Below are 13,594 nucleotides of genomic sequence, written 5' to 3' on the forward strand. Positions count from 1 at the left end.
CCAGCAATTGTCGTGCGTGTCACCCGCGGCGACGGGACGAAGTCACCGTCGCTTGAAGATTCCCCTCACGATCTCCCGGGCCGCGGTGCGGGCCGCCTGCTTGAAAGCGGACGACTTCACGACCGACTCGATCATCGAGTCGTCGTCCTTCGGACGCGACCGCGAGCCCGACGACTTCTTGGGTGCCGCCTTCTTCGCAGCCGTCTTCTCCTCGGCCGTCTTGACGGCGGCCGCGGCCGCCTCCGACTTCGCCGCGAGCTGGTCGGCGGCCGACTCCACCTCGACCTCGGTGACGTACTTCGACGCCAGCGGTGAGGCCTCGACGGCTGCCTGCATCGCCGCCGCCTCCGTCGGCGCCATCAGCGACTCCGGCGCCCGCAGCTTGGTCCACGCGACCGGCGTCGGCGCACCCCGCTCGTTCATCACGGTCACGATCGCCTCGCCGATGCCGAGCGTCTGGATGACGGCGCCGAGATCGTCGTAGGACGAGGTCGGGTAGGTGTTGACGCTCGCCTTGAGAGCCTTGGCGTCGTTGGGCGTCGCCACTCGCAGCTGGTGCTGGATGCGCGACCCGAGCTGGCCGAGCACGTCCTCGGGCACGTCGGTGGGCTTCTGGGTCACGAAGAAGACGCCCACGCCCTTGGACCGGATCAGCCGCACCGTGTTGGTGATCTGGTCGAGGAACGCGTCGGAGGCGTCGTTGAAGAGCAGGTGGGCCTCGTCGAAGAAGAAGACCAGCTTGGGCTTGTCGACGTCGCCGACCTCGGGCAACGCCCGGAAGAGCTCGGCGAGCAGCCACATCAGGAAGGTGGAGAAGATCGCAGGCCGGTCCTGCAGGTTGGGCAGCTCGAGCAGCGAGATGATCCCGAGGTCGCCGTCGAGGCGGACGAAGTCGGCCACCGCGAAGGCCGGCTCGCCGAAGAACTCGTCGGCTCCCTGGTCGGAGAAGGCGATGAGCGTACGCAGGATCACCCCGGTCGTCGACGACGAGAGGCCGCCCAGACCTTTGAGGTCGGCCTTGCCCTCATCCGAGACCAGCCACTGCAGCACCGCGCGCAGGTCGTCGAGGTCGATCAGCTTCAGACCGGCCTTCTCGGCGTAGTGGAAGACGAGGCCGAGCGACGACTCCTGGGTCTCGTTGAGCCCGAGCACCTTCGAGAGCAGGGTGGGCCCGAAGGCGTCGACCGTGACCCGCACCGGGATGCCGGTGCCCTCACCGCCGAGCGCGAAGTATTCGACCAGGAACCCGCGCGCCTGCCAGGTCTGCCCGACGGTGGCCGCCCGGGCGGTGAGCTTCTCGCTCTCCTGGCCCGCGGTCGCCAGCCCGGAGAGGTCTCCCTTGACGTCGGCGGCGAAGACCGGCACCCCGGCCGCGGAGAGCTGCTCGGCCAGCAGCTGCAGGGTCTTGGTCTTGCCCGTGCCGGTCGCGCCCGCGACCAGGCCGTGCCGGTTGAGCATCCCCAGCGGGATGCGGATCGGCGTTTCCGTCAACGTCTCGGCGTCGGCCATCAGCCCTCCGAGCTCGAGGGCCGCGCCCTCGAACTGGTAGCCCGGCCCGACCGCTTCTGAGAGAGCTGCAGCATCCGTCATGCGGCGACTCTACGACCTCGGCGCCCGTTCGGACGCCGAAAACCTGCGGCATACCGGCGCGTGTCCATCGGGTCGGCGGACGACGGAGCAGGCGTGCCTCCGGACGGTGGGTGGCGGGCGCTCTCCTCTCGGCAGCCGTACACCTGTGTGGGGAATTGCGGCGAGGGCGATACAGTCACGAGGGTGATCTTCAAGCGTGTCGGCGACTCTCGCCCCTACCCTGACCATGGTCTCTCGACCAAGGGGTGGGCCGCGCTGCCTCCTCGGACGGTCCGTCTCGACGAGCTGGTGACCACGAAGGACACCCTCCAGCTGGTGGCTCTGCTCAACGAGGACTCGACGTTCTTCGGCGACCTCTTCGCCCATGTCGTGGAGTGGAACGGCGAGCTCTACCTCGAGGACGGCCTCCACCGAGCCCTGCGCGCCGCGCTCCAGCAGCGCAACGTGCTCCACGCCCGCGTGCACAGCCTCGGATAGCTCCTCAACCGTTAGGCTCGGCGACATGCTCGACTCGGCCCTCACTGGACTTCGTACGTTCATCATCCTGGCCGTCCTGGTCGTGGCGGTCGCTCTGGCCGGCGTGTGGGGATGGAAGTCGATGACCGCACCCTTCCCGCAGAAGGTCGACGTGGGGCCGTGCGTGGACACCCCGGTCAAGAAGGGCTCCACCGTCTACCCGTCGCAGGTCGTGGTCACCGTGCTCAACGCGAGCACGCGGGCCGGGCTCGCCAACCGGGCCATCACCGACCTGGTCGACGAGGGCTTCGTCAAGGGTGGCACCGGCAACGCGCCCCGAGGCACCAAGCTGCGCACCGTCGAGGTGTGGGCGCCCGACAAGGACGCTCCCTCGGCCGCGCTCGTCGCGAGCTGGCTCGGCGACGCGAAGATCGTCGAGACCAAGACCGACCGCCCCGGCATCGTCGTCGTCACCGGCGAGAAGTTCCCCGAGGTCAAGGGCGGCGAGCAGACCGTCAAGGCCAAGGCCGACGGGCAGATCTGCAGCCCGCCGGTCGAGTGATGCGTACGCCTCCGCTCAGCGCAGCCAGCCGGCCAGGCGTCCCTTCCGGCTGACCACCTCGAGCCGGCGCTCGGCCTGCTCACGCAGGTCGCGGGGCACGACGACCAGGATGACGTCGCGGGCACGGAGCACGGTGGTCGGCTCGGGCACCCGGGTCTCGCCGTCGCGGATCAGCAGCGAGACCGACGCTCCTCGCGGCAGCCGAAGCTCCCCGACCTCGACGCCGTGCATGCGTGACTCCCGTGGGATCCGGAGCTGGATCAGGTCGGCCGCGATCTGCTCCAACGGGGCCACGTCGAGGTCGAGAGCCCGCGGGTCGTTGGGGCGAGCGACCTCGAGCACGCGCGCGACCCAGGGCAGCGTCGGGCCGGTCAGCAGCGTGTAGGCGACGACCATCACGAAGACCAGGTCGAACAGGTCCTGGGCACCGTCGACCCCCTCGGCCAGCGGGATCGTGGTGAGCACGACCGGCACCGCACCACGCAGACCGGCCCACGAGACGAAGGCCGACTCCCGCCATGACATCCGGGAGACCAAGGTGCTGACCAGCACCGAGGCCGGCCGGGCGACGAGGGTCAGGATCAGCCCGGCCGCGAGCGCGAGACCGACGGTGCCGAGGTCGATCCGGCCCGGGGAGAGCAGCAGCCCGAGCATCACGAAGAGACCGATCTGGGCCAGCCAGGCGACCCCCTCGGCGAACGATCTGGTGGCGCCGCGGTGGGGCAGGTCGGTGTTGCCGAGCACCAGCGCGGCGACGTAGATCGCCGCGAACGCCGACCCGTGCAGCCACGAGGCCCCGCCATAGGCGAGGAAGGCCAGCGCCATCACCGCCAGCGGGTAGAGACCCGCGGACGGAAGGGCCGCCCGGCGCATCATCCAGGCGCCGCCGAAGCCGACGGCCAGACCGACGACGATGCCCAGCAGCAGCTCGCCGACGACGATCCCGAGCACCACCGCCGGGTGGTGCTCGCCGATCGCACCGCTCGCGATGAGCGTCACGATGACGACCGTCGGGGCGTCGTTGAGCCCCGACTCCGCCTCCAGCACACCGGTCAGCCGCTTGGGCAGCGGCACCACCCGGAGCACCGAGAACACCGCCGCCGCGTCGGTCGGCGAGGTCACCGCGCCCAGCAAGAACGCCAGCTGCCAGGGAAGCCCCAGCAGATAGTGGGCGCCCACCGCGACGATGCCGATCGAGACCACCACACCGAGCGTGGCCAGCGTCAGCCCCAGCTTGAACGCGGGGCGTACGTCGTTCCAGGTCGTCGTCAGACCACCCTCGGCCAGGATCAGCGCGAGCGCCGCGAAGCCGAGCGCGTGCGCGAGCGCCGCGTCGTCGAACCGGATGCCGAGCACGGAGTCGCCCAGCAGCACGCCCATCAGCAGATAGATCAGCAGCGAGGGCAGCCCGGCCTTCGTCGAGACCCGCACGGCGAGGATCGCCAGGAGCGTGACCATCGACCCGACCAGCACGAACAGGTCGAGTTGATGGACATCAAAACTCATGCGGTCGGGTCCCCCTCTGACCTCTGGGACTGCATCTTAGATGCTCGCCAAGGCACGCCCTTAGTGTTTCTTCCATGAGCCGCCTCACTGTTGCCCAGCGCGCGAACGTGCCTCCCTTCCACGTGATGGACATGCTCGAGCGGGCGGCGCAGCGGCAGCGGACGTACGCCGATCTGATCTCGTTCACCTCGGGGCAGCCGTCGACGGGGGCGCCGCGACCGGTCAACGCCGAGGCGGTGCGGCTGCTGCAGAGCGGCGACCCGCTCGGCTACACGCCGTCGATCGGCATCCTGGAGCTGCGCCAGGCGATCGCGACCCACCACCGCGCCTGGCACGGGATCGAGGTCTCGCCCGACGACGTGATCGTCACGACCGGAGCCAGCGGTGGCTTCCTGGCAGCGTTCCTCGCCGCGTTCGACACCGGCGACCGGGTGGCGATGGCACGGCCCTCCTACCCCTGCTATCGCAACGTGCTCGCGGCGCTCGGGTGCGAGGTCGTGGAGATCCCGACGGGCCCGGCCGAACGCTTCCAGCCGACCGTGGAACAGGTGCGTGACCTGCATGAACGCGTCGGACTGAAGGGGCTCGTGGTGGCCAGTCCGGCCAACCCGACCGGCACGATGCTGCTGCCCGAGGAGCTGGCCGCGCTGGCTCGATACTGCGAGGAGGAAGGCATCCAGCTGATCTCCGACGAGATCTATCACGGCCTGACGTACGCCTCCGACGACAGCCGGGGCCGCAGCGCCTGGGAGACCTCGCGCGACGCGGTCGTGTTCGGCTCGTTCTCCAAGTATTTCTCGATGACCGGCTGGCGCATCGGCTGGCTGCTCGCCCCGGCCCATCTGCGTCGCGCGATCGACGTGCTGGTCGGCAACTTCACCATCTGCCCGCCGGCCCTGGCCCAGCACGCGGCGGTGGCCGCGTTCAGCCCGGAGACCTATGCCGAGCTCGACGGACATGTCACCCGTTACGCCACCAACCGACGGCTGCTGCTCGACGGCCTCACCTCGCTCGGGGTCACCGAGATGGCGCCGGCCGACGGCGCCTTCTACGTCTACGCCGACGTCAGCCGCTGGACCGACGACACCATGACGTGGTGCCACCAGATCCTCGATCGCACCGGCGTCGCGATGGCGCCCGGCGTCGACTTCGATCCCGTCGACGGCCACCGCTTCGTACGCCTCTCGTTCGCCGGGTCGACCAGCGAGATCGAGCAGGGTCTCGACCGCCTCGCCACCGTGCTTCACTGACCCGGCCGAACGGTGATCTGAGAAAGTTCACGATTTTACGTTTAGAACCGGCCGAGCGGGGTAGGAGGACCACAGACACCTGTCCGAGGAGGGAAATGTACGGCGATAGCGATGTGATCCGCAGCCGGGTCGACCGGCTGCGCGAGCAGGCGGACGACATCCGTGCGAGTGCCGACAAGCTGGTGGCCCAGGCAGAGGCCGTGCCGTGGCACGGGCGCGCCGCCGAGTCCCTCCGCGGGCGCATGAAGGAGCGTGCCACCGCGCTGCGGGGCGCGGGCGAGCAGCACGACCGCGCGGCCGACTCACTGGCCAAGCACCTCAAGCAGGTCGACCTGCACAAGGATCAGATCGCCGAGGCCGAGTCGCGCGCCGAGGCTCTGCTCGCCGACGGCAAGCTCCACGGATTCGAGGCCCCCGAACCGGGCCACAAAGACTGGCTGGAGGTCACCTTCCGATGACCACGATCGACCTGGGACCCGCTCCGGCGGCGCCGACCGAGCCGTGGGCCGGGGTGCCCCGCCGAGTCGGCCTGACCCTCTCCGAGCTCACCCGCGCCTGCGAGATCATCGGGGCGCCCCTCCCCTTCGAGGTCAACGACCGTCAGGAGGAGGGCCTCGACGCCCGCCTGGGGCGCAGCCGCGCCGCGGCGGAGGCAGAGGCGCTGACCCGGGCCGTCGCCGGCTTCGGTGACGGCGCCACCTCCTTGCAGCGGCGCGACCTCCTCGACTCCGACGGCACCCTCGAGGCCGGCATCGCCGGAGCCCTCGGCCTGCTCGCGACCCCCGAGGTCGTCATCGACCTCGACGTCGTCGTCGACGATCGCCGTGGCCGCGCCTGGCACCGTCAGAAGGGTGAGGCGGCGGCATCGCTCGCCACCGTGGACGGCCTCGTCTTCGAGCTCTCCTGGTATCCCTCGGCGGCGTGGACGACCGAGCTCGGCCGCACCGCGACCCTGCCCGGCGACACCGCCCGGATGACCTCCTCGGTGCCCGAGCAGCTCGAGGTGCCGTTCGCCGTCGCCGACGCCGTCTTCGAGGCCCTGCGCACCGGACGCGGCGACCTCGTGCCCGTGCTGACCGAGGGCGACATCGTCACCGCGACGGCTCTGGAGGCGATGGCCACCGAGACCCACGGCCGGCTGCGCGCGATCGTCGCGTCCACGACCGACGCCGAGGACGCACTCATCGGCACCGTCTCCTGGTCGCTGGTCAACGACGGCTGGCGCTCGATGCGTACGGTCTCGCTCGACGGCGACCTGACCTTGCTGATCACCAGCGTCGAGCCCTCGGAGCTCGCCGCCGACATTGCCCGTGTGCTCGCGGAGGTGGCCCGATGAACGACTCCAGGAACGACCCGGCCGACAACCTGGCCGACAACCCGGCGAACCGTCTCGGACCGCTGCCCGGCGGCGCTCCCGACGCGGCGCAGCAGTCGGCGCCGGCCGAGGACAAGTACGAGCAGATCCTCGGGCTGGCCGGCGCCATCGGCGACGCCGGCTCGCAGCTGCGTGAGTGGGCCGAGCTCGGGCCCGCGATCCTGGCCGACGACGACGTCACCGACTCGGCCGAGCTCTCCACGAAGACCTGGGAGCCCGCCGAGGAGGAGATCCGGGCCACGGCTTCCGAGAAGGGTGGCCTTCTCGGCCTCGGCACGGAGCTCGACGCCGACGCGCTGTCGGTGCGGGCGACGGTGCAGACCTACCGCTGGATCGACGACCTCCAGGCCGCGGCGCGCAGGTCGCTCGGAGCCATCGCCGCCAACGCGCTCGACTATCTCGCCCCCGAGGTCGAGCTCGGCGGGTCGCTGCTGTCGGCCGGTCTGATCGAGACCGACGCGCTCGACCGTGAGGGCGTCACCGCCTATCTCGGCGAGCTCGCCCAGGGCCATCCCGAGCTGATGGACCACATCGCCACCGGCGGAGGCCTGCTCGAGTCGCTCGAGCTGCGCTCCCTGCTCACCGCCGACTTCCCGCGCGGCGAGCTCGCCGAGGCGGCCACCGCCGGGGCCCTGCAGGCGGCTGGCATCGACGTGTTCGCCGCCGACGCCGGTCACGCGCTGCGTGACGTCGGCGGGCCGATGGCCCAGTCGGCCTGGGAGGGCACCGCCGACGGCACCGTCGAGGCAGACACCCCACACTCCATCGAGGAGCTGATCCGCAACCTCGAGGCCACCGAGACCAGCGTCTCGGTGCACCAGGTCGCGGCACACCGCTACATCGCCTACCTCCCGGGTCCCTACGCCGGCAGCAGGCGGCTACGGCTCGTCTCCGGAGACCTCTCCGACTACATCGCCGCCGCGTCACAGTCGATCGAGGCGGCAGTCGGCGCCGACTCCCACGTGATGCTCGTCGGGGCCGCGGCCGGAGGCACCGCGGCGGCCGCGATCGCGGTGACAGCCGGGGCGGCGTACGTCGTGGATCAGGTGGTCACCGTGGGTGCTCCCGGCGCGGCAGCGCCGCGGGTCCCGGAGACCACCCGGGTGCTCTCGCTGGAGGACCGCTCCGACCCGGTGGCGCTGCTCGGCGGGCTGATCAACGCGGGCGTGGGTCACCGGTTCACCGTCGTCTACGACAGCGCGGCCGGCGGCGTAGGTGGCGCCGCAGCCGAGGAGAGCCACTACGTGGCCGGCGGGCGGGCCGCCGACAACGCCAGCCACGACGAGCTGCGCGAGGAGATCGAGCGCATCCGCACCCTGGGATACCTGACGTAAAGGAGACGGGTGGGGTAAACCTCGCTAGATTGGGTCCACCCTCAGCACATCCCCCACCCGGTTTGTCCGGTTGTCGCCGCAGGGCATTCTGATTGTCTATCTGATCGGACCTGCGTGAAGTCGATCGTCATACATGCCGGCCTGCCCAAGACCGGCACCTCCGCCGTCCAGGCGTGGCTCCATCACAACACCGAGCAGCTCGCGGAGGCAGGGGTCTTCTACCCCTGGCACTACCTGGACAAGAACGGCATCAGCGCCGGCAACGCCGGATCCCTCATGGAGCGCTCCGGGCCGCACTTCATCACCTCGCCCACCCAGATCGAGGGCACCCTCGTCGACTTCGAGGCCAGCGGCTGCCGCACGATGCTGCTCTCCTCGGAGGCGTTCCTCCCCGAGCTGGCCAACCTGGCCGAGGCGCTCCCGGCGCACACCCGGTTCGTGATGTACGTCCGTGACCCCCTCGCCTTCCTCGAGTCCGACTACAACCAGCGGGTCAAGCGGGTCCCCCAGCTGCACGAGTTCGTCCCTGACGCGAGCGCCTACGGCGGCTGGCTGGGCCACGAGCATCTCTACAACGCGCTCGCCTCCGACGCCGTACGCGCCGGCTCGGAGCTGCGGCCCTACCACGCCGACCTGTTCGTCGGTGGCAGTCTGCTCACCGACCTGCTGCACGCGGCCGGTGTCGATTCCGCCCAGCTCAGCGCCCTGGAGCTGAAGCAGGTCAACACCTCGTACTCGCTCCATGCGCTGGAGATCAAGCGAGCACTCAACGCGCTGCCGCTCGGCAACGAGCTCAAGGAACGGCTCGACATGCGGCTGCAGTCCTGCCGGCTCGGTCCGCGGTCCTACTCCCTGATCCCGCCCGCAGACTACGTCCGGCTGCGCAAGCAGGCCGACGAGGAGCTCCACGAGCTCGCCGAGAAATACGGCATCGACTCCTTGGAGCCGCTCCGCGAGAAGCTCCGCGACCTGCCGTCACGGCCCTACCACCCGCAGGCCCTGACCGAGGCGGAGGTCGACGCCGTCGTCGGCCACCTCGCCAAGGTCGGCAAGCGGCTCACCCGGCGGATCGCCGAGGCGCTCGAGCAGCACCCCGAGATCGAGCTGCCCTACCCGACGCTGCGCGACTCCTTCGCGCAGGCGGTGAGGGAGCTGGACGCGAAGGCGTCACCCCAGCCGCGGCGGCGCTGGTGGCACCGACTTGCCCGCAACGCGTGAGTCGATACGGTGTAGACCGCCCCGCGCACCATCCCTGAGGCGGCGAGAGCCGACCGCGCCGGGGCGCTCTGGCCCCTACCCCGATCGGTCGCCGTGAAGTCCATCGTCATCCATGCTGGCCTGCCCAAGACAGGCACGTCGGCCGTGCAGGCCTTCCTCAGCTCCACCAACGACCGGCTTGCCGAGGCGGGCATCTTCTACCCCCGCCACACCGTCGACAAGAACAGCATCAGCGCCGGCAACGCCGGGTCGCTCATGGAGCTCTCCGGCCACCTCTTCGTGGCCTCCCCTCGGGAGGTCACGAAGACCCTCGAAGACTTCGACGCCAGCGGATGCCACACGCTGCTGCTCTCCTCGGAGGCGTTCCTCCCCGAGCTGCCCGAGCTCGCCGACCTCATGCCGCCGGAGACCAGGTTCGTGCTGTACGTCCGTGACCCCCTCGCCTTCCTCGAGTCCGACTACAACCAGCGGGTCAAGCGGTTGCCCCACGTGCATCCGTTCGCCGCCGAGCCCGATGCCTACGGTGGCTGGCTGGGCCACCAGCACCTCTACCATGCGCTCGGCTCGGAGTCGGTGCGCTCCCGGCTCGTGCTGCGGCCCTACCGTCCCGAGCTCTTCGTGGGCGGCAACCTGCTCACCGACCTCTTCGACACGGCCGGCATCGACGCCACCGAGCTCGGCGACCTGTCGCTGAAGCAGGTCAACCTCTCCTACTCGCTGCACGCTCTCGAGATCAAGCGCGCGCTCAACGCACTGCCTCTCGGCGAGCAGCTGCAGGAGCGCCTCGACGTACATCTCCAGTCGTGCCCGCTCGGGCCGACCAGCTACACGCTGATCCCGCCCGCCGACCACCAGCGGCTCCGCAAGCTGGCCGACGACGAGCTGCGGGCACTGGCGCTGCGCTACGACATCGACACCCTCGAGCCGATGCGCGAGCTGCTGTGGGATCAGGCTCCCAAGCCCTTTCACCCGCAGCAGCTCACCGACGACGAGGTCGACGCCGTCGTGCAGCACATCGCCACCGTCGGCAAGCGCCTCACCCGCCGCATCGCCCAGACGCTCGTGGAGCACCCCGAGATCGAGCTGGTCTACCCGTCGCTGCGCGAATCCTTCGCCCGGGCGGCCGCCGCCCTCGACGAGCCTGCGGCCGCCCCGAGACGCCGCTGGTGGCACCGCACCCACACTGCTGGTTGAGCCGCGAGCGCCAGCGAGCGTGTCGAAACCAACACAGCATGCGACTGTGTTGGTTTCGACACGCCTCCGCCTAGCGGCTCCGGCGGCTCAACCAGCAGTGAGGTCCGCGACGACGATGGTGTGGTTGTCTGGCTCACCCGAGGCGGCTACGGCGGCGGCTACGGCGTCGGCGACCTGCTGCGGGGAGGCGTCGGCGGTGATCAGCGCGTCGAGGTCGTCGACCCAGGAGTGGATGCCGTCGGTGGTCACGACGAGGCGGTCGCCGGGCAGGAGGTCGAGAGAGAGCTCGTCGGCGACGACGCCGGGCACGAGCGCCCGGTTGAGCACCGAGCGGTGCTCGTGGGAGCGGGCCTCGTCGGGGGTGAGATGGCCCGACTCGATCATGGCGGCGACCACGGTGTGATCGTGGGTGACCCGGCGCACCTCGCCGTCGCGCACCAGGTGGACGCGACCGTCCCCGACGTGGGTGATCCGTGCGGTCGAGCCGTGCAGGTCGACCGCGGTCAGTGTGGTGCCTGAGGCGGGGAGCTCGGCGACGACCTCGTGGATCGCCGACCCCAGCCCGCCCGCGGCGTACGCGGTCAGCGCTGCTCCGGCAAGGTCGTCACGCTCGCCGAAACCGTCGGCGACGGCGACCAGCTCGGGCGTGACCATGACGGCGTCCTGCTGCGCGGGTCGGCCGCCCTGCTCGTGGCTGACACCGAGCTCGGCGTGCAGCGTGGTGGTGGAGGTGTTCATCGGTGGTGCCTCGTTCCTCATCGCGTGGACGAGGGTGGAGACCATGGTGCGGCGGGTAGCGGTGTCGGCCTCGACCTGACGCCAGTAGGTCTCGACCTCGGCCGCCGCGTGAGCAGCAGACATGTCGAGCACCTCCCGGATCCGGGCCAGCGGCATCCCGACCAGACGCAACGACGCCACCAGACGGGCGCGTTCGACCTGGTCAGGGGCATATCGACGATAACCCGAGTGTGCGTCCACCTCGGCGGGCGGAAGCAGTCCCAGGTCGTCGTAGAGCCGCAGTGCCTTCGGCGTCAACCCGGTCGCCCGGGCGAAGTCGCCGATGTTCACAAGCCCTTGCAGCCCGCTCATGATCCCCATCCTCCCCGGTGACGGTCACCGGTGGAAGAAGATTCGCGCTTGACCTTGGGGCAACCTCAAGCCCAGCGCTGGGGTGGCCCCGATAGGTTCACTGCCATGAACCTGCGTGCGCGTGCACTCGAGCTCCTCGTCTTCACCGTCGGCGCCGGCACCCTGGGGGCGGAGATGGCCGCGGCCAGGCTGCTCGCCCCATGGTTCGGCGACTCGACGATCGTGTGGGCCAACACGATCGCGACGGTGCTGGTCGCGCTCTCGATCGGCTACGCCGTCGGCGGCCGCCTCGCCGACAAGAACCCGAACCCCTCCGGCCTCGCCAGGATCGTGCTCGTCGCTGCCGCGCTCCTGGCGGCGGTGCCCTTCATCGCCGACCCGTTCCTGCCGTTGGCCGTCAAGGCTGTCGACCAGCTCAGCGTCGCCACGTTCGCCGGCTCGCTGGTCGGCGTCGGCGTGCTGCTCGCGATCCCCCTCTTCCTTCTCGGCATCGTCAGCCCCTACGCGGTGCGGCTGAGCCTCGACTCCGTCGAGGGCGCCGGCCACACCGCCGGCCGGCTCTACGCGATCTCGACGGTCGGCTCCCTGGTCGGCACCTTCGCCGCCTCGCTTTTCCTCATCCCGGTGGCCGGCACACGGCGTACGTTCCTGGTCTTCGCTCTGCTGATGGCCATCGCCGCGATCCCCCACCTGGTGCGCCACCGGCTGCCGGCCGCGGTCGTGCCGGCGGTGATCCTGGGCCTGATCGCACTGCCCACCGGCTCGATCAAGACGCTGACCAGCAACGGCGGCGAGGTGATCTGGGAGAAGGAGACGGAATACCAGTACGCCCGCGTCGTCGAGTACGGCGACGGCAGCCGCTACCTCGAGCTCAACGAGGGCCACGCCGTCCACTCGGTCTACAACGAGGGCGAGTGGCTCACCGGCAACTACTGGGACGAGATGCTCTCGCTCTCCTACGCCGGCGCGAAGGCCCCGGAGTCGGTGGCGATCCTCGGCTCCGCCGCCGGCACGACCGCGCGCCAGTTCGGCCACTACGCCCCCGACACCCGGGTCGACGCGGTCGAGATCGACGAGGACGTGACCAAGGTCGGCCAGGAGCTCTTCGACCTCCAGGACCAGCCCAACCTCCACCTCCACACCGCCGACGCCCGCCCGTGGCTGCAGAAGCAGACCCGGAAGTACGACGCGATCATGGTCGACGCCTACCACCAGCCCTACATCCCGTTCTACCTGACCACGAAGGAGTTCTTCGAGCTCGCGAAGGAACACCTCAACCCGGGCGGGGTGCTCGTCGTGAACTCAGCCCACCCGGAGGGGTCGACCGCGCTGGAGAAGGTGCTCACCGCGACCCTGCGCACCTCCTTCGGCGAGGCCGTCTGGCGCTCGGACTCGAGCGACACCAACACTCACCTGGTCGCGACGGTCGACCCTGCTGCCGATCCGGCGGCCAACCTCACCCGCAACGCCGCTGCTGAGCCGAGCGACCTGGCCGACGTGCTCACCGGCTCGGCCGCCAGCCTCGAGCCGGGGATGCGCGGCGGGAAGGTCTACACCGACGATGTCGCGCCGGTCGAGTGGCTGACCGACCTGAGCCTTCTCGAGGTCGCCTGAGCGCCGACGCGGTCCGGTCGTGGGCTCGACCTCCCCGATCCGCGTCTTGCGCAGGCACCCGACACAGACCAGGCTCGGCTCGACCTTGCTGAGCCTGCGCGCCGGCAGCACGTGCCAGGTGCCCAGGCGGCGTCCACACGCGGTGTAGACGTAGCCATGGCCCTTCTTGGCCGAGCGCAGGTGCCAGAAGCTGCCCCGATCGGTGCGGTAGACCAGCGGGTCGCTCGCCATGCTCGGCGGCCTTGCGCCGCTGCCGCCCGGGCTGAGTCTGTCGTCCACGAACACGAATTCCCCCCAAGGAATCTCGATCTCTCTCGTCATTGAGTGCCTCGAGACGCCGGTGTGACGGCGGGGGCCGCACGCCCGACGCCCCGAGACTCGTCCGACCATAAGTCCACTCATTGCA

At 70.2% G+C, this 13,594-nt stretch carries 12 protein-coding genes; 9 read left to right on the top strand and 3 right to left on the bottom strand.

The window, feature by feature from the left end; translation table 11 throughout:
- Positions 1-42: 42 nt before the first annotated feature.
- The gene (locus FB381_RS23240; protein ID WP_141782435.1) at positions 43-1,590 is read right to left on the bottom strand and encodes a helicase HerA-like domain-containing protein; all 1,548 of its coding nucleotides are present in this window, start codon (positions 1,588-1,590) and stop codon (positions 43-45) included.
- Between the two features lie 183 nt (positions 1,591-1,773).
- On the opposite strand from FB381_RS23240, the gene FB381_RS23245 reads away from it, so the two are divergent.
- Entirely contained in the window at positions 1,774-2,067 is a 294-nt protein-coding gene (locus FB381_RS23245; protein ID WP_141782436.1) for a type II toxin-antitoxin system VapB family antitoxin, read from the top strand.
- A gap of 25 nt (positions 2,068-2,092) precedes the next feature.
- Positions 2,093-2,608 (top strand): LytR C-terminal domain-containing protein, encoded by a 516-nt coding sequence (locus FB381_RS23250; protein WP_141782437.1) that lies wholly within the window; start codon positions 2,093-2,095, stop codon positions 2,606-2,608.
- A 15-nt stretch (positions 2,609-2,623) separates the two neighbouring features.
- Here the strand turns inward: FB381_RS23250 and FB381_RS23255 are convergent, their stop codons facing one another.
- On the bottom strand, positions 2,624-4,114 hold the full coding sequence (locus FB381_RS23255) for a potassium/proton antiporter (RefSeq protein ID WP_141782438.1): 1,491 nt from the start codon (positions 4,112-4,114) through the stop codon (positions 2,624-2,626).
- 74 nt (positions 4,115-4,188) lie between these two features.
- Here FB381_RS23255 and FB381_RS23260 point away from each other — a divergent pair, with 74 nt between their 5' ends.
- The 6 genes from FB381_RS23260 (at position 4,189) to FB381_RS23285 (ending at position 10,485) form a co-directional block, all read left to right on the top strand.
- Positions 4,189-5,364, top strand: coding sequence for a pyridoxal phosphate-dependent aminotransferase (locus FB381_RS23260; RefSeq protein ID WP_141782439.1), 1,176 nt, complete (start codon positions 4,189-4,191; stop codon positions 5,362-5,364).
- 95 nt (positions 5,365-5,459) lie between these two features.
- Positions 5,460-5,822 (top strand): hypothetical protein, encoded by a 363-nt coding sequence (locus FB381_RS23265; protein WP_141782440.1) that lies wholly within the window; start codon positions 5,460-5,462, stop codon positions 5,820-5,822.
- On the top strand, positions 5,819-6,700 hold the full coding sequence (locus tag FB381_RS23270; RefSeq protein WP_141782441.1) for a hypothetical protein: 882 nt from the start codon (positions 5,819-5,821) through the stop codon (positions 6,698-6,700). The genes FB381_RS23265 and FB381_RS23270 overlap by 4 nt, the downstream gene beginning before the upstream one ends.
- Positions 6,697-8,073, top strand: a complete 1,377-nt coding sequence (locus FB381_RS23275; protein WP_141782442.1) for a hypothetical protein — start codon at positions 6,697-6,699, stop codon at positions 8,071-8,073. The genes FB381_RS23270 and FB381_RS23275 overlap by 4 nt, the downstream gene beginning before the upstream one ends.
- Before the next feature lie 114 nt (positions 8,074-8,187).
- Complete coding sequence (locus FB381_RS23280; protein WP_141782443.1) at positions 8,188-9,291, top strand: hypothetical protein; 1,104 nt, start codon at positions 8,188-8,190, stop codon at positions 9,289-9,291.
- Between the two features lie 93 nt (positions 9,292-9,384).
- Positions 9,385-10,485 (top strand): hypothetical protein, encoded by a 1,101-nt coding sequence (locus FB381_RS23285; RefSeq protein WP_141782444.1) that lies wholly within the window; start codon positions 9,385-9,387, stop codon positions 10,483-10,485.
- An 87-nt stretch (positions 10,486-10,572) separates the two neighbouring features.
- On the opposite strand, the gene FB381_RS23290 is transcribed toward FB381_RS23285, so the two are convergent.
- Positions 10,573-11,574, bottom strand: a complete 1,002-nt coding sequence (locus FB381_RS23290; protein ID WP_170225283.1) for a MerR family transcriptional regulator — start codon at positions 11,572-11,574, stop codon at positions 10,573-10,575.
- Between the two features lie 105 nt (positions 11,575-11,679).
- Between FB381_RS23290 and FB381_RS23295 the strand changes: the two genes are divergently transcribed.
- Entirely contained in the window at positions 11,680-13,188 is a 1,509-nt protein-coding gene (locus tag FB381_RS23295) for a spermidine synthase (protein WP_246088278.1), read from the top strand.
- Positions 13,189-13,594: the final 406 nt, after the last annotated feature.

Source organism: Nocardioides albertanoniae, assembly GCF_006716315.1.
GTDB lineage: Bacteria > Actinomycetota > Actinomycetes > Propionibacteriales > Nocardioidaceae > Nocardioides > Nocardioides albertanoniae.